Origin of the sequence: Diaphorobacter sp. HDW4B (assembly GCF_011305535.1) — a bacterium.
GTDB lineage: Bacteria > Pseudomonadota > Gammaproteobacteria > Burkholderiales > Burkholderiaceae_C > Diaphorobacter_A.
This window is the reverse complement of the sequence record NZ_CP049905.1, coordinates 4,417,716-4,438,551: the sequence shown is the minus strand read 5'-3', so window position 1 is coordinate 4,438,551 and position 20,836 is coordinate 4,417,716. Positions and strand designations below refer to the sequence as shown.

Sequence of the window (20,836 nt, the reverse complement as noted above, 5' to 3'; positions counted from 1 at the left end):
TTGCTTTCTATGAAGCTACGCGCTCAGTTCCTGCGCGAAAAGCGTCGTGCCAACGGTGCAAATGGCAGGAACGACAGGCCCAGCAGCAACAGCCCCCAGATGTTCATCACTGGCACTGCCACCGTTGCGGCAGGCGGCACCACGGCCTGCGGTGCGACCAGCGCGGTCGGGTCCGCGATGTTCCCGTCGGCCTTCAGATCATCGTCGCCCAGACCGCCGTCCTTCAACTCGAAACTCACCGTCTGGCCCGTCACCTTGTACGGCACGCGATACCAGTGCTTGGTCTGGTTGTCTGCCGTGCGGCCCCACTTCCAGAGTTCCGCGCGTTCAGGCAGCGGCTGCGAATAGTTCATCGTCACCGTGAGTGCGCCGCCTGCATCGCAGCCCTTGGCGTTCAACACCAGCAGGCCGTGCGGCAGCTTGGCGCCTGCGCTGGGCATGGTGGTGATGCCAAGGCTTTGCGGCGTCACGTATTGCGGTGGCGATGCGAGCTTGCAGCCAGCACCTTGCAGCGATCCCGTCACGTTGCCGCCCGCACCGGGAATCACCTCAAAGCTCGTGCCTGGATCGACCACGGCCGTCACCTTGAATGCGTAGTTGGCGGTGACTGCATCGTTCGTTCCATCGGTCACGCTCAGGCCCACGTTCGCATCACCTTGTGCGCTGGCCACAAAGCTGGCCTTGCCCAATTGCGTGTTGATCTGCACGGGTGTGCCCTTCAGCTGCAGGCCCGCGAGCTGCGTGTCGGCATCGGTCACGCCTTGCACATTGCCGTTGGTGGCGGTGAGCGTGAGCACGAGTTGCTCGCTGTCCGCATCTTCCACGCTGAGGGCTGCAAGCGTGGTGCTCTGGCCGACCGTCACCGGCGTTGCGGTCGTCGGCACGCCCTTGATGACTGGCGGCTTGTTGACCGGAGGTGCCTCGAAATTCAGCCCCATCACGATGGGGTTGTGGTCGCTGGAGCGGTACGCCGTTGCTGCGTAGTAGTTGGCGATCTGGTCGGGTGTCTTGAACTCGGTGTTGTAGTCGAGCACGGTCGGCTCTTCCGCATTGATCGCCCATTTCACGACCTTGCCGACCTTGCTGACCAGATTCGGCGTCACGAAGATATGGTCCAGCGAGCCCCACAGGCCATCGAACGAATACGAGTAACCGCTCGACACCTTGGCGTAGCCGTTGGATTCGAGATAGGTGACCGGATCTTCCTTGGCATAGGCGTTGAAGTCGCCCACCAGAATCACGTTCGCGCTGTCCGATCCCGTGGGCTTGGTGGCAAGCCAGTCCTTGAGTTGTGTGGCGGTCTTCACGCGCGCGGGATTGTTGTTGCCCTGGCCGTCGGCAATGTCACCGTTGCCGCCGGTGGCGAGCAGCGAACCCTTGGACTTGAAGTGATTCACCACCACGGTGAACTGCTCCGTGCCCGTCGATGTAGGCACCGAGAAGGTCTGCGCCACCGGCACGCGCGCACCGCCCACGTTGGGGGTAAATGCGTCATAGGTGCCCACGTTCGGCACCGCCGCTGCGCCTACCGGGGTGACCTTGTCGCTGCGGTAGACGATGGCGACGGTGATCGCATCCGTGCCCGCCCCGGCCATCGTCGTCCCTGCGCCTTGATTGAAAGGTGCCTTGACAAAGGCATACAGCGCGCCCGCAGGTTTGTCGGCGCTGGCGTTCATGGCGTCGATCAGCAGCTTGAGCGCGCTGTCGTCGGCAAAGCCATTGTTCTGCACTTCCATCAAACCGTAGACATCGGCCTGCAGACCGATCAGATTGGCGACGACCTTGGCTTTCTGGCGGTCAAGTTCCAACACTGTGTTGGCACCGCGAATGCCGATGCTGTTGCCCAGCGGCGTGGTGAACACGTCCTTGGTGTTGATGCTCGTGTCGCCCACCTTGCTGAAGAAATTGAGCACGTTGGCCGATGCGACCTTGACGCTGGCCTTGCCCAGCGCGGTCTGCAGATCGGCCGCCATCGGGCGTTCTGCACCTGTGAAATTCAATGCCTGCGTGGGCTGCACGCGGTAGCTGGTCTGGTAGTCCTCTGGCGGTGTCATGGCGCTGTAGAACTGGTCGAGCACGCCGACGACGCTGCTCACCCCATCGCCCGCACGCAGCGTGTTGCTCGCGGACAGTGGCTGACCGTTTCGGCCACGCACCGCGTCCGGGTTCTGCTTGGAGCTTGCATCGTCCAGAATGATTTGTGCGCGCTGCGTGGTCTTCACATACTCCGCAAAGCCGCTTTGGCTGGGCACGTTTTCATCGGTGAATTGCGCAAGCACCTTGTCGGCGGACAGCACCAGGTCACCGTAACGACCCAAGGTGTAGTTGTCGCTCACCACGAGCTTGCCGCCGCTGGTCGCGGAAGTGATCTGCACCAGCATGCCTTCGTAGCGCTCCCACAGTGCCATGTCGGTGATCGGCAGCGTGAGCGGCACGGGCTTGGGCATCACGCCATCGCCCAGAATCTGGAAGTTGCTGACGTTCTTCAATTCCGTCAGCTTGTTGAACTCGTCGACCACGGCGGTGAGCTTCACGCGCTTGCCGACCGTCGCTTCGCTCACACCCGGATTCGTGCCGCCGTAGTAGACCAGCACGCCTTCTGAAGTGCTCGCATCGGCGTCGTAGTTGGACTCCTGCTCCTGCACATAGAAGCCCGACACACCCGGCATGTAGGCCGTGACCACCGCATCGATGGTGACGGTCTGGCCGAGCAGCGGCGATGCATCCGAATTGCCCTGAATGGCCGAAATGCGCGTGGTGGGAATGGCTGCGCCAGTCGTGAAATTCACCGCACCACCTGCCCAGACGTTGCTCGACATGTCCTTGACCGGCGAGCCCACGGATGCCAAGGTGTACGCGGTGTTCGCATCCAGCTCCGCCCCCGGCTTGATGCTCACGCTCTGGCCGCTGAAGGTGACCTTGCTCGCATCGTTCGCCGCATAAGTCGCCACGACCGTGCTGCCCTTGCGCAACTCGAACGAGCCGTCGCCCGCCTGCACCGCTTCGTCGAATTGCAGCGTGATGCCACCCATGGTGGAGACATTGGTGGCGTTGTTGGCAGGCGCGGATGACTGAATCACTGGCGGTGCTGTATCGGCACCCGTGCTCTTGATGACGACATCGTCGATGGCAAGGCCGTTGCTCGATCCGCTGGTCGTGCGCTTTTGCACCCAGCGCAGCCACAGCGTCTTTCCAGCGCCCCATGCGAGGCCGCGCAGATCACCGCCAACTTGTGACACAAGACCTGCCGCGTTGCCATCGATGGCACCAGCCGTGCCGCTGCCCACAGGGGCCGTCCAGGTGAAGGTGTCACCTGCCGCATTCCATGTCGCCACAGTCGCAAAGCTGTCTCCCAACCCCCACTCCAGCGTCATGCTCTGTGCGACAGTGCTGCCGCCATAGCGCCACTGCTCGCCATTGAAGCGCAGCGTGACTGCATCGATCACCGAAGCCGTGTTGTTGACCAACGCCAGCGCAATCCAGCCAGCGATGGCGCCGGACCCCGGCGAGCCGAAATAAGCGCCGCTGGATGCCAGCACGCCCAGCGCGCGGTCCGCGGCATCCAAGCCAAAGCTGTAGTAGCTGCCGCCCGTGCCACCACCGCTGCCCACGTTGATCTGCGAGATGGCTGCCGCATCCTTGGTGAACAGCGACCAGCCCGCCAAGGTGCTGTCATTGGTCCACGGCGCATTGGTGCCGGAGTTGGCCAGCGAATTGAAATTCTGGGAGTAGCTGCCCGAGAACGGCACCGGCGCAGCCAGCACACCAGCAGACACCAAGCTGAGCACCAGGCCACTGCAAAGCGCGTGCAGTGGCATGCGTCGAGACGAAGAAAAAGCAACAGAAGTAGAAACAGAAGTGAACGTATTGAATCTGGACATGAGCGCAGCTTGAAAGAAGTTGCCTCACCCTCCCAAAGGGCAAGATGTCCACGATTCTTCGCCCACGGCGTGACGAGCCAATGACGTTCGACAACCTGGGGACATGTCCGTTTCACACGGACGTCACGTTGGCCGCATGCACCACCCATCATCAACACACAGGCAAAAAAACGGGCCGCACAAAGGCGGCCCCAGTTCCCACTAACACCTAGAGAATCAAATCGTCATTGCAGCAGTTATTGACGAATCACTGCAGAAAATTCGGCTTGGCGTAACCCGCAAACTTGCTGTCCACCACCGTCTTGAAATCGACCGAATGGAAGGCCTCGTTCAAATCCTTGGCCCATTGCGCATCCTTGTCCTTGGTCTTCACGGCCACGATGTTCAGGTAGTGGTCTGGCGTCTTCTCCAGCACCACGGCGTCCTGCAGCTTCAGACCCGAAGAGATAGCGAAGTTGCCATTGATGATGGCGAACTGCACATCGTCCAGCGAGCGCGGCAGTTGCGCGGCATCGAGCGGCACGAACTTGAGCTTCTGCGGATTCTCGGCAATGTCCAGTTCCGAGATGCGCAGCGGATTCACGTTCGACTTCACCTTGATGAGACCCGCTTGCTGCACCAGCAGCAGCGCACGCGCCAGATTGCTCGCGTCATTCGGCAGCGCGATGCGATCACCGGGCTTGGCCTCGGCCAGCGACTTGCGGGTCTTCGAGTAAATGCCCATCGGCGCGATCGGGCCCTGCGTCAGCGCCACCAGATCAAGCTTGCGGTCGCCCTTGAACTGGTTGAAGTAGACCTCGTGCTGGAAGAAATTGGCGTCGAGCGACCCATCGGCCAGCGCCAGATTCGGCTGCACGTAGTCGTTGAATTCGACCAGCTTGACCTTGTAGCCCTTCTTCTGCAGCAGCGGCACGATGCCGGCCTGCAGTTGGTCGATGTTCGAGCCAGCGGTGCCACCGATGATCAGTTGCTTCTTGGTGGCGTCCTGCGCCTGAGCCGTGCCCACCAGACCAAGCGATACCGTGGAAATGGCGAGCACCGATGTAGCGGCTGCCAGAAGTGCGCGGCGGGTAGACGAAACCAAAGTCATGCTGCTATCTCCGAAGGCCTCAAGGCCTGTTCCTGATTGTTGAGTCGTTGAATCTGCTTTGACGAACACTTTCAGCGCTTGGCCGATGAAGGCTTGCTGTTTGTGTTGGCCCTTGAACGCAAGTATCACGACAAGTGCTGATATCTCAAACAAATATAAAACTTGATACATATTCCTGAAACGCATATAGATCTCATTCGAGACCAAAGAATCAATCCGCCAAGCGAAGCGCCGGGATTTAATTCATCACCATTTGTAAGCAAGCACTTAGACTCACGCACCCAACCCATTCACCCACACACATCCTCCCACGCGCAGACATGTCAGCAAAAAGAGCGTGCGCTCAAGCAGCGTCGCCAATGCATTCCAATTCCATAGAAACGCCAGCGCTTGGTCAGCAACTTATGCAAGCTGCTTCGCGGTTCAAGGACGTCTGGCTGTGTCTGGCCATTGGTCTGATCTGTTTTGTGGTGTTCAACGCCAACCTCAGGACCATTTCGGTGGCGGACAGCTACACGGCACGGTTTCTGCCCCTGTCGATCTGGAAGCACCACAGCCTGGCACTGGAACCCATGGCCGAACACATGAGTCAGGGGGCAAAAATCCATGACTGGCCCACTGACAAGGTTGGCTGGATCAACCAGACACCCTACGGGAAGCTGGTATCGCTCTATCCGCTGGTGACGCCGCTGCTGGTCACTCCGCTGTATCTGCCCTCCTATCTGTATCTCGAAAAAACGGGGTGGGATTACGGCCAGGTCGATGAGGTCGCGCGCATCATGGAAAAGCTCAGTGCCTCGTTCATCGCGAGCCTCTCCACAATGTTGCTGTTTCTGGTTCTGCGAAGACAGTGCAGCAAGCGCTTGGCTGTCACGCTTGCGCTGGTTTTCGCGTTTGGCACATCCACTTGGGTCATCAGCAGTCAGGCGCTGTGGATGCACGGCATCGCGCAGTTGCTGATGGCATGGGCGCTGTGGCTTGTCGCCGATGCGCGATGCAATGTCAAACTCGCTGCAAGCCTTGGTCTGGCCTGCGCGCTCATCGCCTGCAATCGTCAGCCAGACACGTTGCTCGCCGCTGGCTTTGCGGCCTACGCACTGGTCTGGGCGCGCGGATATCTATGGGCATTCGTGGCTGGCACGGCCGTCCCCGTCTTGTTCACGCTGGCCTACAACCTTGGCGTGACGGGCTACCTCATGGGTGGCTATGGTGTGGTCGCCAAGAATGCGCAAGCGGCTGTGTCATTGCTCGATGCACCGGAGGGAATTGCTGCGCTGTTGATCAGCCCCGTGCATGGGCTGTTCGTCTTTTCGCCGTTCCTGTTGCTGATCGTGCTGCGACTTCGCGCGGTGATTTCGGGGTCGCGTCCACCGTTGCTTGCCAAGCTGCTGGCAACGGCCGTGGCAGCGCAAATCCTGTTCTATGGAATCGTGCATTGGGTACAGGGGGTCAGTTGGGGGCCACGCTATCTCACCGACATGCTTCCCATCCTGTTCTGGATGCTGCCGCCTGCCATCGCCACCTTGCAGCGAAATGGTCGCGCCGTCTTTGCAGCCGCCTGCGCAGCAGCCGTCGTCATCGAAGCGCTGGGAGCTTTCGGATACACGGGCAGCGCACATGCGGAGTATCTGGTCGCACACAAACGTGCCACTGCCATTTTGAACCTGCAATCCGAAAAGCAAGCCATCTGGCAACTCTCGAACACACCATTCCTTCGACCTCCCGTTCTGCAAACGGATCTGGGAACTCCCTTGGCTGGATCGATCGATCGAGTCAGCGTCACCGCTTACGGCTCAATCGTGGTCGAAGGATGGTCGTTGCTAGGTGGACAAGAGCCCTTCGATCTGCATCTGCTCGTCGATGGCAAGAAACGCCCCGCATCCACGGATACCTTCTTTGTTCGCCCCGACATTGAAAAGACGCTGGGCTACAACGCTGCTGCGGGCTGGCGATTGATCTTTTCCGCCAAGGACTTCGCGCCCGGCAAGCATGTGTTCACAGCAATGGTGCGATCCCACCCCAATGCCCAACCACGGATTCTTCCCAATTTCGTTTTCGAGTTGCCATCGACATCCATTGACGCAACCAAGCCCCCCGTCCAGGGCTCCATCGACGCGGTCAATGTGCTTGCCGCGCAGACCGTCGATATCTCCGGCTGGGCACTCGCGCACGGAGACACGCCCACCGAGATCAGCCTGCTGTTCGATGGCAAACCGTACCCTGCAAAGATCACCCAGTTCTTCGAACGGTTGGATGTGGTTCAGTACACCACGTCCCTTGCACACAGCGGCTGGCGCATCACCCTCCCCGTTGACGATCTGACGCCCGGAGAAAATGTGGTGACGGCTCTTGTCCGCTCCAGGTCAAGCGGCGAAGCATTCGCACTTCCCGCGACCAAGGTGACGATCCCGTCGCGCATGCCGCAGTACCAACCGGAGGCATGGAGCCTCGCCGACGCCTCGCGATACGCGTCCGGCATGCTCGCCCATCGCCAAGACCCGCAGGGCTACTGGCTGACGGAGCACACCCAGTCGACACGCTTCGAGCGCTCGACACATGAGCTCAACCTGTTTGCCAATGCCGAGATACTGGACATTCTCGGACCTGTCGCGCGAGAAGCCAATGCCCAAGCCTTGCTGGATCGCGCACGGCGTTTTCTGTCCACCCAGATCGAAGACTCGGGACTGGTTCGCTATCACGGACGCCCCGATCTGGCGACGCACGGCACCATCAGTTGCCGCATCACGCCCGATGCCGATGACACTGCGCTGATCTGGCGAGTGGCGTCCAATGGGAATCAGCAGCAACAGGACATGGCCTTGGCGACACTGCAGCGCTATCGCACCGCCGATGGGCTGTATCGCACCTGGCTGGCACCGAAAGACCAATTCGAATGCATAGATCCCGGCGCCGATCCAAATCCGCCGGACATCGGCATCCAGATCCACGTCTTGCTGTGGCTGGCCCAGGCCTATCCCGAGCAAGCCCCGGCGCTCTGCCGGGCGTTGCAAAAGCAGTCGATGAACGAACGCCTGTGGGTCTACTACCATCAGGCACCCGCGGCCATCGCCATGCGTCTTGAGGAACTTCAGGCCATGGGCTGTCCACTCGAACTCCCCAGCCAGCGACTGACATCCACAGTGGCTGGACAACAGACATGGTTGCTCGTTCTGGAGCGCATTCGCCAATTGCAACGCGCTCCGACCGACAACACTCACCATGCGGACAACACGCGGCTGCTGAGCGAGCTTGCGAGCAACGGCTTCGAGGCCGTGAAGCGCGATCCGCTGCTGTTCTTCCACAATGATCCGAGCGCATCCGTCAAACGCTTCTACTGGTCGCAGGAAATGGGTTATGCCTTGTGGCTGAGGCTGTACCACGACAACGAGCGCGCCAAGACCAATCGCCCTGCAACGCAGGGACGCACACCATGAAGCGCGCGCTGCACTCCACTGCAACGCAGGTGCCGCATCCGTGGATTCACGTCTGGGCCAGCGTTCGATGGGAAGAAGTGCTGGTGCTGCAAGGCACACCATTGATGGGTGCACTGCTCGCGTCGGGTCACATGCACGCAAGCGTGCTCACGCCGCACTGGTGGCTTCACATCGCCCTGCTTGTGCTGGGCAATCTATGCCTTGTTGCACATGTTTTTGTACTCAACGATTGGGCCGAGATCACCGCCGATCTTCAAGATCCGCTGAGATCGCAGCGCACCTTTGCAAACAAGGGCGTGCGGCGCGCAGCCGTCGGATGGCTGGCCGTGATCCTGCTGATCTCCAGTCTGTTGATCTTTGCGGCGCTGGGCGTTCAGGCATTCGTTTTGGCCGTGCTGATTACCGGCGCGAGCGTGATGTACTCCGTGCCTCCTTTTCACATGAAAGGCCGACCTGTAAGCGGCACAGCGCTGCATCTGGTCTCCGGGTCACTGCATTTTCTGCTCGGTTATGCCGCACTGGCTCCTGTGGGGAGTGACGGCATTCTGGTCAGCGTTTTCTTTGGTTTGGTTTTTGCAGCCGGGCACCTCAACCATGAAGTGCGCGGCTATGCAGGCGACACGTTGAACCATATCCGCACCAATGCAGTCGCATTTGGGCGAGTACCCTGCTTTCTTGCCGCGTTCGTGTTGTTCAGCCTGGGATATGTCTTGCTCGAAATTCTGGTCTGGCAAAACCGGCTTCCGCAGGCTTTGTGCATTGCAGCGTTTCTCTACCCGATTCATTGCGCGTTCACGTGGCGTGCGTTGCGTGAAGAACTCAGCCTCGCCAGCCTGATTCGACTTCAAAAGTGCTACCGGGCGCTCTACGCGCTGGTCGGCGCAGTGATTGCATTGGCGTTGCTGCTGCATCAAATCTGAAGAACCGCATTTGGCCCGATGTCGCCCGGTTGCGCCCTCTCACAGTGCCCATCCTCAGCCGCGTGATAATCCGAGCGCTATGCATTCAAGCAAAAAACACTCCTCACAAACAAGATCATCTGGCTCCATCACCGACGTGGCCGGTATCGAAGTCGGCCATTTCACCGACACGCGGCGGCCCACGGGTTGCAGCGTGGTGATCGCACGCGCGGGGGCCGTGGCGGGGGTGGATGTGCGCGGCGCGGCGCCGGGCACGCGTGAGACGGATTTGCTCGATCCTTCCAACCTCGTTCAACAGGTGCACGCGATCATGCTTGCGGGCGGCAGCGCGTTCGGGCTGGATGCGGCCACGGGCGCGGTGCGCTGGCTCGAGGAGCAAGGCGTGGGCCTCGATGTGGGCGTGGGCCGCATTCCGCTGGTGCCCGCTGCCGTGCTGTTCGATCTGACGGTGGGCGACATGAAGATTCGTCCCGATGCCGATGCGGGCTACGCGGCCTGCGCGGCGGCTTCGCGCAGTGCGCCCGCGCAGGGCAATGTGGGCGCAGGTGCGGGCGCTGTGGTCGGCAAGATGTTTGGTCTGGCGAACGCGATGAAGGGCGGCATCGGCACCGCGTCTGTACGCGTGGGCAAGGTGACCGTAGGTGCCATCATTGCCTGCAATGCGGTGGGCGATGTGATTTCGCCGGACAACGCGATGCCGATTGCAGGCGCGCGCACCGACGACGGACAGCATCTGCGTGACACGCGCCGCGCGCTGCTGGCAGGAGAGGCACCACGCCCGCTGCTGGCTGGCACGAACACGACCATCGGCGTGATTGCCACCGATGCGCAGATCACCAAGGTGCAGGCGCATCGGCTCGCAACCGTCGGCCACGATGGGCTGGCGCGCAGCATCAACCCAGTGCACACGATGACCGATGGCGACACCTTGTTTGCGCTGGGCACGGGTCTGGTCGATGAGAACCCCGGCATGTTGGTGCTCGCTGCAATGGCTGCCGAAGCCGTGGCGCGCGCGACCGAGCAGGCCGTGCTGGCCGCACGCTCGATTGAACTGCCGAATGGAATCACCCTGCCCGGTCTGGCCGATTGGCGTGCGGAGGTGGCAGCATGACCGTCACGCAAATGTCGCGCAACCTGCGCAATCTGCTGCTGTCAATTCGCGATCTGCTGGTGTCCGCCGGGCCGCTGGCGATTCTGGGTGTGGCGCTGGTGATTGGTGCGTATTGGTGGCTCAAGCCGACGCCGCCCAAGACCGTGATTCTCGCCACCGGTCCCGGTCAGAGCGCCTACGAGGAATTCGGCAAGCGCTACCAGCAGGCGCTCAAGGCCGATGGCATCGAGGTCATCCTGAAGGAAAGCGAGGGCTCGTCGGCCAATCTGCAATTGCTGCGTGATGGCGAGGTGGACGTCGCTTTTGTGCAAGGCGGCAGCGGCGAACTCACGCCGGATGACAGCGAAGCGCTGGTCTCACTCGGCAGCCTGTTCGTCGAGCCCATCTGGCTGTTCTACCGCGCCGATGCGGCCAAGAAACTCACGCGCAGCGAGCGCCTTGACGGACTGCACCAGTTGCGCGGCATGCGGGTGAACGTGGGATCGGCTGGCAGCGGCCTGCCCAAGCTGATGGAGCGGCTGCTGGATGCCAACCATATCGATCTCAAGGATCTCACCTTCAGCGAACTGAGCCAGACGCCCGCCACCGTGGCCTTTCTGAACGGTGAACTCGACGCCATCGTCTTCGCGTCCGCGCCCGAATCGCTGATGGTGCAGATGCTGCTGCAAACGCCTGGCGTGCAGCTCATGAGCTTTTCGCAGAACGAGGCCTACAGCCGCCGTTTCCCGTTCCTCACGCCGGTGACGCTGCCGCGCGGTGTGGTCGATCTGGCCAAGAACATTCCGCCGCGCGATGTGCGCCTCGTGGCATCCACCACGTCGCTGCTGGCGCGCGAGGGAACGCACCCAGCCCTGCTCACGCTGTTTGCACAAAACGCCCAGAACATCCACGGCAAGGCGGGCTGGTTCAACCGCGCGCGTGAATTCCCCAGCACGCTGCATGCCGAACTGCCCATCGCCAAGGAGGCCGAACGCGCCATCAACGAGCCCACGCCGTCGCTGCAACGCTACATGCCGTTCTGGATCGCCAACCTCATCGAACGCATGTGGCTGGTGATGGGTCTGTTGATCGCCGTGATGCTGCCGCTGTCGCGCATCGTGCCGCCGCTCTACCAATTCCGCGTGCGCTCACGCGTGTTCCGCTGGTACGGCAAGCTGCGCGAAATCGAGGACGAAATGGAGTCCGGCAGCTTCAACGCCAAGGAGCTTCTGGAGCAGCTCGACAAGCTGGAGACGCAGGTCGAGAAGATCAGCGTTCCGCTGTCCTATGCCGAGGAGTTGTATGCCCTGCGCAACCACATTCAACTGGTGCGCAAGCGAGTGACCTATCGCAGTTCGCAGACCACGACACCTGCAGCCGCTCCGGCTCCTGCGGTCACTGCTGCAACGGAGTCAGGCAACAGCAGCGCTTGACGAAAAAAAGGTCGCTTCAAGCGACCTTTTTGCTGTTGCGGAGTTTGGAATCCTTGGCGTCTGCCGCCACGGCTCCAAGCGCTCGAGCCACCACGCGCTGGTCTTCCAGCTTGCGGATCATGCCTTCAGCGCTGAGCTTGTCGAGCATGCGGCGCGTCATCGACTGCGTGCTCGCATCCAATGCCGTGAACAGGAACAGCGTGTTGTGCGGACTGACCCAGGTGAGTTGGGTCTTGACGGTGCGCTGGTTGGTCGTGAGTTCGACCCACTGTCCAAGCTCGATCCCCGTGCCATTGCCGCCATCCAGCGGTGCGGCCAACGACTCCAGAGGCGCGCTGGAGCTGACATCCAGCGGCGGCTCGATGACCGGCTGCAACGCCTGCTCGGGCACGGGTGCCGACACCGGTTCGGGCTCTTGAGCGATGGCGGGAGCGGCCTCCTCGACCGGCGCCTGAACCTGAACCTGAACCTGAGCCAAAGTTGGCGCCGGTTCTGCAAAGAACGTCTGTGCTGGCGTCTCGTTCAGCGTGCGCAAGCGGCGCTTTTCGGGAACGGCTGCGACGGGCTCTGGCGCTGCGACAGCCGCAGCGGGTGCTGCCACTTCGGGCTCCAGAGGCACGTCGATCTCCTGAACCGAGGTGGACTCCTGCTGCACCTGTTGCTGCGCCACCGGCAGAAATTCCGCCGCGCTTTGAGCGACCTTTTGCTGCAGTCCGGCAACGCGCTGCAGTGCCTGACCGATGTACTCATCGGACAGAGCAACGCTATCCAGACCGTCGCGGATGATGCGCTGCATCTGCGACATCAGCGGCAGCATGCGCTGCGCGTCTTCGGGCGCGTGGCGGGGTTGTGCGCACCACAAAAGCTGCGGCACCACAGCCAGATAGCCATGCGGGTCACCGCCGGGCTGCGCCCCCTTCAGCATGGCATCGCATTGCGCCTTGGCGGCCACGCCAGCCCAGATGCCGGTGATGAAATCCAGAATGTCCTTGGGCACGTTCTGCGCCTCGGGCAGCTTCGCGAAATCCTTGGCCAGACTCGCCGTGAGCATCTGGCGCTGTTCCCGCTCGGACAGCGCCTTCTGCTCGTCGTCCTGCTGACGACGCAGTTGCTGCACCTGCGTGTTCCAGGCGCTTTCGAGCGCGCCGGAGACATGCTCGAACGCGCTTGCGTCATGCACCGGCACCGTGGACAGATGCTGCACGGCGGCGTTGACGAGCTGTATGTATTTGCGGAAGCCCTTTGAGTCCGGGTCCTTGAACGTGAGACTGCGTTGGGTCAGATCGTCGAGCAGACGACGCGCGGGATGCTGTTCGTTCGAGAAGAAGCTCGGATCGTTGCGCACTAGTTGCTTGAGCGCGGGCTCCAAATTTTGCACCGCTCGCTGCACGGGGGCCAAGAGGCGCGAATCCTGCGCGATGTGGTCCATCATGCGGCTGAGCACTTCGGTGGCCGTGCGTGCCGACAGGCTGCCGTAGGCCGAGAGATTGCCCGGCACCGAGACGTCCTGCCAGTTCGTGGGGGCCAGCGCCGACACGCCCGCCATCGGCTGCGCGACCTGCATGGGCTGCGCGCCACCAAGGCTGCCCGACAGGCGACCCACCAGCTTTTCGAGCTGGGCGATGTCTTCCATCGCTTCGGACGCCTGAGCGTTCGCATAACCGCCCTGCGCCGCATGGCCGGGGTTCATCACCACCTGCTGCGCCACTGGCACCACACGCTGGATGGGCTGGATCGGCTGAACCACGTCGTAGGCGAACGGGTCGCCGCCAGCCGCCAGCATCTGCCGCAGAATGCCCGCCGCGAGCACCGCTTCCTGCTGACCGACTGGCTGGCCATAACCCATGGGTGCCATCGGGGCCATTGGCGCGAGGCCGGTCGCGTTCCAGCCGCCATGACCGCCGTGACCACCATGCATGGGCTGGCCGAAATTGGTTTGCGGGAAACCGTAGCCGGATGCCATGCCGTTGTGCTGCATGCCACCCTGAACGCCGCCGCCCTGCTGCCCGCGCTGCATGCCGGGGCCGGACGCGACGGTGTAGCCCACGGGCGTCACGCCATGCTCGCGCAGGCTTTCGCTCACGCGCTTGTAGGCGGCGGTGAGTTCCGGGCCCATCACCTCGCGCATGCGCTCTATCCAGAGCTGGCGGGTTTCGCTGGAGACCTGGCAATCGTCCACCGCACGCTGCAGGGCGCGGATGTAGTTTTCGGGACGGAAGGGATTGCGCTCTGGCTGCACATTGGCAAAGCCCTGTGCGGAGCTGACCAGCGTGTTGAGTTCGGCCAGCGCAGCGTCGGTCGCGTGGCTGGCGATCTGCTGGGCGCGGGCCAGTTCGACCTGGGCCATCACCTCGCTGTCGTCCACCAGCGTGAGCTCGCCGAAATCCATGCCGGTGTCGAGCGCCGCGCGCGACTTGTTGGCCGAGCCGCCACCATCGGAGAAGGTTTCCAGCAGCGCCATCGGGTAGCTCTTGAGCAGCGTGGCTTCCTGCTTGTCCAGGTCACGCAGGGCGTCGCCCAAGTACAGGCGCTCCTGGATGCCGCTGGCCTTCTGTTCGGATTCAGTGAGATCCGCACGCGTGGTGCGGATCAATTGCTCCATCAACGCCTCGCTTTCCTTGACGGCGTTGACGACGCAAGCGCGAAAAACCGCAGTGGATCGTGGAGCAGGCAAAGACATGGCGCGAGGGACGGGTAAATGTAAGTAGTTTTAAACGAATGCTACTACTTGCAGACCCCTCCAAGCTCGGTTCAACCCCTTAAATTTGAGGTTTTCTCTCCAACATTCCGGTGATATTTATCTATCGCAAGCCGCGTCCCGGTTAGCAATTTGCAACAAAAAACCGGGGCGACTAGGAATCCCAGTCGCCCCGGTTGATCTGTGCCGTTTGCGCCACAAAGCGCGCGGCAGGTGCTTACTTCAATGCCTTGTAGCGCATGCGCTTGGGCTTGGCACCCTCTTCGCCCAAACGCTTCTTCTTGTCGGCTTCATATTCCTGATAGTTGCCGTCGAAGAACACCCACTGCGAGTCGCCTTCGGCGGCCAGGATGTGCGTGGCGATACGGTCAAGGAACCAGCGATCATGGGAAATCACCATCACGGTACCCGCGTACTCGAGCAGCGCGTCTTCCAGCGCACGCAGGGTTTCCACATCCAAGTCGTTCGATGGTTCATCCAGCAGCAGCACGTTGCCGCCCTGGATCAGCGTCTTGGCCAGATGCAGACGACCGCGCTCACCGCCGGAGAGGTTGCCGACCTTCTTCTGCTGGTCCTGGCCGTTGAAGTTGAAGCGCCCCGCGTAAGCACGCGAAGCCATCTGGAACTTGCCGACGTTGATGATGTCCAGGCCGCCCGAGATGTCTTCCCAGACGGTCTTTTCATTGGCCAGCGCATCGCGGTGCTGGTCGACAAAGGCCATTTTCACGGTCTTGCCGATCACCACGTTGCCGGAATCAGGCTGCTCTTTGCCAGCAATCAGCTTGAACAGCGTCGACTTGCCCGCGCCGTTCGGGCCGATGATGCCGACGATCGCACCCGCAGGCACCGTCATCGACAGGTTGTCGATCAGCATGCGGTCGCCAAACGACTTGGAGACGCCGTGGAATTCGATGACCTGCGCGCCCAGACGCTCCGCGACAGGAATGAAGATTTCCTGTGTTTCGTTGCGCTGCTGGTATTCGTAGTCGCTCAATTCCTCGAAGCGGGCAATACGCGCCTTGGACTTGGCCTGACGGCCCTTGGCGTTCTGGCGAACCCACTCCAGTTCCTTCTTCAGGGCCTTGGCGCGGGCTTCTTCGCCCTTTTGTTCGGCTTCCAGGCGGTTGCCCTTCTGGATCAGCCAGTCGGAGTAGTTGCCCTTGTAAGGAATGCCATGGCCACGGTCGAGTTCGAGAATCCACTCGGCGGCGTTGTCCAGGAAGTAGCGATCGTGGGTGATGGCCACCACGGTGCCGGTGAAACGGTGCAGGAACTGCTCCAGCCAGTCGACGGATTCGGCGTCCAAGTGGTTGGTCGGTTCGTCGAGCAGCAGCATGTCGGGCTTGGACAGCAGCAGCTTGCACAGCGCCACGCGGCGCTTTTCACCACCGGAGAGCTGGCCGACGACGGCGTCCCACGCGGGCAGGCGCAGCGCGTCGGCGGCGATTTCCAGTTGGTGCTCGGAATCCGTGCCGGCAGCGGCGATGACGGCTTCGAGCTGGCCCTGCTCAGCAGCCAGCGCGTCAAAGTCGGCGTCTTCTTCCGCATAGGCGGCATAGACCTCTTCCAGGCGGGCCTTGGCGTTGTTGACCTCGGCCATGGCTTCCTCAACCGCCTGACGCACGGTGTGCTCGGGGTTCAGTTGCGGCTCCTGAGGCAGGTAACCAATGGACAGGCCCTGCATCGGGATGGCCTCGCCTTCGATTTCCTTGTCGACGCCCGCCATGATCTTGAGCAGCGACGACTTGCCTGAGCCGTTCAGGCCCAGCACGCCAATCTTGGCTCCGGGGAAGAAGCTGAGGGAGATGTCCTTCAAGATCTGTCGCTTTGGCGGCACAGTCTTGGTGACATGATTCATCGAGAAAACGTATTGAGCCATGAATTAGTTGTTCAGAAGTCAGAAAAAAAGCGCCATAATTTCGCGCGTAACCCCGGATTATCGGTCCATGAGACAATATCCGTAGCCGAAGGTACCAGTTTGCCTGAGGACACAGCACCACAGCTGGGGACAGGGAAGCTATTTTTCCACGCTCCCACTCTTAAACCTTATCCGCCTTTTGAGCTGGCCTGATGACTTGTAAGTCGTCGGGAACAGGCTGATACCCAGCGCCCCGGATGGGCGCCAATCGAAAATAAATGACATTTGACGAATTAGAGCTGGACCCGGCTATTTTGCAAGCCGTGACCGAACAGGGCTACACCAACCCGACTCCCATTCAAGAGCAAGCGATTCCGGCAGTCCTCAGCGGCAAGGATCTGCTCGCTGGAGCCCAGACCGGCACCGGCAAGACAGCGGCCTTCACGCTGCCCATGCTCACCCGCCTCGCCAAGGGTACCGCACCTGCGAACAAGTTTGGCGGAAAGGGCATCCGCGCCCTGGTGCTGACACCCACCCGCGAGTTGGCCGCCCAGGTCGAGGAATCGGTGCGCGCCTACGGCAAGCATCTGAAGATCAATTCCAGCGTCGTCTTCGGCGGCGTGGGCATGAAGCCGCAGATCGACCGCATCAAGCGCGGCGTGGACGTGCTGGTGGCAACACCCGGCCGTCTGCTCGATCTGGAGCAACAGGGCTTTCTCGACCTCTCGAAGGTCGAAATCCTGGTCCTCGACGAAGCCGACCGCATGCTGGACATGGGCTTCATCCACGACGTGAAGAAGGTGCTCAAGCTGGTTCCCGCTGAAAAGCAGAGCCTGCTGTTCTCGGCCACGTTCAGCGACGAAATCCGCGAACTCGCCGGCAACCTGCTGCGCAACCCGCAATCGATCCAGGTCACGCCCAGCAACACCACGGTTCAGCGCATCAGCCAGATCATCCACCCGGTGGGCCGCGCCAAGAAGAAGGACGTGCTGCTGCACATCATTCGCGAGAATGACTGGAGCCAGGTGCTGGTCTTCACACGCACCAAGTTCGGCGCCAACAACGTGGCCGACTTCCTCACCAAGAACGGCGTGAAGGCCATGGCGCTGCACGGCAACAAGAGCCAGAGCGCCCGCACGCAGGCTCTGGGCGGCTTCAAGAGCGGCGAAATCCGCGCACTGGTGGCCACCGACATCGCGGCTCGCGGCATCGACATCGACGATCTGCCGCACGTCGTGAACTACGAAATCCCGAACGTCTCGGAAGACTACGTGCACCGCATCGGCCGCACCGGCCGCGCCGGTCGCGAAGGCCACGCCGTGAGCCTGGTCTGCATGGACGAAGAAGGCTTCATGATGGACATCGAGCGCTTCACCAAGCAGGAAATCCCTGTGCAGGTGCTCGAAGGCTTCGGCCCAGCCCCTGACGAAGTGGCCCAGCCGATCGCCATGGGTCGCCAGACCATCTGGGGCGGCGCCGGCAAGCCACCAGGACGCGACGTGATGCAGGCTGCCGCCAAGGCCGCCCGTCAGGAAATGATGGAACGCATCCGCACCACCAAGGCCACTCAAGGCGACACACGCGGCAAGCGCGGCGGTGGCAAGCGTGCCCCTGCAGCCGATGGTCAGGGCGAGTCGTCCAACGAAGGTGCTTTGCAAGATCAGCAACCGATGCGCGCCGAGCGTCGCCACTCGCAAGAGCGTGGTGAACGCGGAGAACGCAACCACGACCGTCAAGGACAAGGTCAGGGCCAAGGCCCGCGTGACGACAACCGCCGCGGCCCACGCCGTGGTCCAGGCCAGTCGCTGCAGAACAACAACGGCGGCCGTGGTCGTCGTCAGGAAGGCGGCGGCAACGGTCGCAGCGCCGGTGGCAACAACGGCGCGAACGGTGCCAATGGCGGGTACGGCGGCAATGGTGGTGGCAACGCCAATGGCAATGGCGGCAACGGTGGCGGTCGTCGCCACGACGACAGCCAGCCACGCGGCGAAAACGCCCACCTTGGCACGCAACTGGGCCACCTCGGCGGCCCACGCCACAACTCGCGCGGCGCAGGCGGTCAGCCTGACCCGATGCGCACCAGCGTCGACAGCATGGGCAGTGGTCGTCGCGGCGGCGGCGGCGGTTTCCGTGGCGGCAACGGCGGTGGTGGCGGCTTCGGCGGCGGCAACCGTGGTGGTTTCGGTGGCGGCAATGGCGGCGGTGGCAATCGCGGCGGCCGTTTCGGCGGCGGCGGTCGCTGATCGATCCAGCCTCACCTGACTCACAAGCCCGGCCCCGAGCCGGGCTTTTTCATGGGCGCGCGATAGACACACGACGGACGGAAGGTCAACATTTGTCCCGCATCTGGAGACAAAGGGCCCAATCCTGTGAGAATTCGCCGCGACTTCGCCTCCGTCACGCCTGCAAACGCTCCACTGCAACCTCTGCGGGGTAACATCGCCCTCGACAAACGAGTTTTCTGGTCCGTTAGCGACCCTCCATCACATGACACAGAACACCACACAGCCCCCCGTTGACCAGTCCGCTTCGACAGAGCGGCACACTGCGCTCTCCCTGAGGCTTGGCGTGCTGATGTCCGCCGCACTGCTGGCCGCCTGCACCAGCACCCCCCTGCCGCCATGGCCCACCCATCCCGGCACAGGCACGGTCGCTACCACCCCGTCTTCCGCCGATCGCGCTGCGCCACCCATGCCCCGCCAGGGCCAGGTGCTGCCACCGCTCGGCACCCAACGCCCGCAGCAGCCCCAGCCATACGACCAGCAACAGGTGCAGACCGGCGCAGTGAGCAGCTCGCCGCTGTCGGCCAATTCGGTCGATGACCCGCAAGCCAACGCCAATCTGCCCTACAGCACCGCCGTGGCTGCCCGCTTTCCGGCGCCCGACGTGCGCTACGCGACACCCGGCCTCGAACAAGGCCGTCGCGCGTTCACGACCAACAACGAACTCTCCAACTGGCTGAACCAGCTCGCCGCCACCAGCACCGGCCGCACGCGCGCGCAGGTGCAGACCATCGGCTCGTCGCAACGCGGTGCGCCGCTGCAGGCCATCATCATCACGCAGGCCGCAGGCACCACACCCGCCGCGCTGGACGACTCCCAGCGCCCGACCATCATGCTGATCGGCCAACAGCATGGCGATGAACCCGCAGGCTCCGAAGCCCTGCTGATCGTCGCCCGCGAACTCGCACAAGGCCTGCTGGAGCCGCTGCTCCAGCGCATCAACGTCGTGATCGTGCCACGCGCCAACCCCGACGGCGCAGACGCCCACAAGCGCGTGACCGCCAACGGCGTCGACATGAACCGCGACCACCTGCTGCTGAACACGCCGGAAGCGCAGGCCCTTGCCAAGCTCACCAACGCCTACCGCCCGATCGCCGTGATCGACGCGCATGAATACACCGTCGTCGGTCGCTATCTGCAGAAATTCAACGCCGTGCAGAAATACGACGCGCTGCTGCAGCACGCCACCGCCGCCAACATGCCCGAGTTCGTGACCAAGGCCGCCACGCAGTGGTATCTCGACCCCATGCGCAAGGCACTGCAGGACCAGCAGCTCACCGCTGACTGGTACTACACCACCTCCACCGACCTGGCCGAACGCAGCCTCTCCATGGGCGGCGCGCAGCCCGACACAGGCCGCAACGTCAATGGCCTGAAGAACTCCGTCAGCCTGCTCGTCGAAACCCGCGGCGTCGGCATGGATCGCACCGACATTCAGCGCCGCGTCCACGCCCAGGTCACCGCCATCAGCTCGGCCCTGCGCACCACATCCGAGCGCGCAAGCGAACTGCAGCAAGTGCGCTCCTTCGTCACCCGCGAAGTCTCCTCTCAGGCCTGCCGTGGCAGCGCCGTCATCGAAGCTGCCCAGACCCCGGAAAAGCGCGACGTCACCATGCTCGACCCGAACACCGGTGCCGACATGACGCTCAACGTCGACTGGAACTCCTCGCTGCGCCTGCGCACTCTGAAGACCCGCCCTCGCCCCTGCGGCTACTGGCTCTCGGCCCACTCGAACACCGCCGTCGAACGCCTGCAGATGCTGGGCGTGCAAGTCATGCGCGTGGCCGAATCCGGCAACGTCCTGGCCGACACCTACACTGAAAACGGCCGCACCACCACCGAACGCCCCGACGTGCGAGGCACCGTCGCAGGCGCTGGCCCGATCACCCGCGTAAGCGTCACCCCCACCCGCAGCGCCATCGACATCCCCGAAGGCAGCTTCTACGTGCCGCTCAATCAAGCCATGGCCAACGTCGCCATCGCCGCACTCGAGCCCGACTCGCAGAACAGCTTCTTCGCCAACAGCCTCATCGACGACCTCGCCAGCGTGGCCCGCATCATGACCGTGCCCGCACTGGTGTTCGAAGACACGGACTGACGCGGCCCGAACGCACAAATCCCGCACAAAACTTCCCCCGCAATCTGCCCGT

10 protein-coding genes are annotated in these 20,836 nt (G+C 62.4%); 6 read left to right on the top strand and 4 right to left on the bottom strand.

Translation table 11 applies throughout. The features are described from left to right. Window positions 1-23: 23 nt before the first annotated feature. Both G7048_RS20320 and G7048_RS20315 read right to left on the bottom strand, forming a co-directional pair. Window positions 24-3,818 carry an ExeM/NucH family extracellular endonuclease gene (locus G7048_RS20320; protein WP_166069879.1) on the bottom strand — a complete coding sequence of 1,265 codons (3,795 nt, stop codon included), beginning with the start codon at window positions 3,816-3,818 and terminating at the stop codon, window positions 24-26. A 310-nt stretch (window positions 3,819-4,128) separates the two neighbouring features. Continuing rightward, window positions 4,129-4,971, bottom strand: coding sequence for a MetQ/NlpA family ABC transporter substrate-binding protein (locus G7048_RS20315; RefSeq protein ID WP_166069878.1), 843 nt, complete (start codon window positions 4,969-4,971; stop codon window positions 4,129-4,131). Between the two features lie 359 nt (window positions 4,972-5,330). Here G7048_RS20315 and G7048_RS20310 point away from each other — a divergent pair, with 359 nt between their 5' ends. The 4 genes from G7048_RS20310 (at window position 5,331) to G7048_RS20295 (ending at window position 11,848) form a co-directional block, all read left to right on the top strand. Further along, window positions 5,331-8,405 carry a hypothetical protein gene (locus tag G7048_RS20310; RefSeq protein ID WP_166069877.1) on the top strand — a complete coding sequence of 1,025 codons (3,075 nt, stop codon included), beginning with the start codon at window positions 5,331-5,333 and terminating at the stop codon, window positions 8,403-8,405. Beyond that, a complete protein-coding gene (locus tag G7048_RS20305) occupies window positions 8,402-9,325 on the top strand; it encodes a UbiA family prenyltransferase (protein WP_166069875.1) in 924 nt (307 codons plus the stop codon). The genes G7048_RS20310 and G7048_RS20305 overlap by 4 nt, the downstream gene beginning before the upstream one ends. 79 nt (window positions 9,326-9,404) lie before the next feature. Continuing rightward, a complete protein-coding gene (locus G7048_RS20300) occupies window positions 9,405-10,436 on the top strand; it encodes a P1 family peptidase (protein WP_166069874.1) in 1,032 nt (343 codons plus the stop codon). After that, the gene (locus G7048_RS20295) at window positions 10,433-11,848 is read left to right on the top strand and encodes a TAXI family TRAP transporter solute-binding subunit (RefSeq protein ID WP_371747575.1); all 1,416 of its coding nucleotides are present in this window, start codon (window positions 10,433-10,435) and stop codon (window positions 11,846-11,848) included. The genes G7048_RS20300 and G7048_RS20295 overlap by 4 nt, the downstream gene beginning before the upstream one ends. Window positions 11,849-11,864: 16 nt before the next feature. Here the strand turns inward: G7048_RS20295 and G7048_RS20290 are convergent, their stop codons facing one another. Continuing rightward, window positions 11,865-14,528, bottom strand: coding sequence for a DUF1631 family protein (locus G7048_RS20290; RefSeq protein ID WP_166069873.1), 2,664 nt, complete (start codon window positions 14,526-14,528; stop codon window positions 11,865-11,867). A 235-nt stretch (window positions 14,529-14,763) separates the two neighbouring features. Then, window positions 14,764-16,425, bottom strand: coding sequence for an energy-dependent translational throttle protein EttA (gene ettA / locus G7048_RS20285; RefSeq protein ID WP_166069872.1), 1,662 nt, complete (start codon window positions 16,423-16,425; stop codon window positions 14,764-14,766). A 257-nt stretch (window positions 16,426-16,682) separates the two neighbouring features. Between ettA and G7048_RS20280 the strand changes: the two genes are divergently transcribed. Next, window positions 16,683-18,647 (top strand): DEAD/DEAH box helicase, encoded by a 1,965-nt coding sequence (locus G7048_RS20280; protein WP_166069871.1) that lies wholly within the window; start codon window positions 16,683-16,685, stop codon window positions 18,645-18,647. 331 nt (window positions 18,648-18,978) lie between these two features. Beyond that, entirely contained in the window at window positions 18,979-20,784 is a 1,806-nt protein-coding gene (locus G7048_RS20275) for a M14 family metallocarboxypeptidase (RefSeq protein ID WP_240933045.1), read from the top strand. Window positions 20,785-20,836 lie beyond the last annotated feature (52 nt).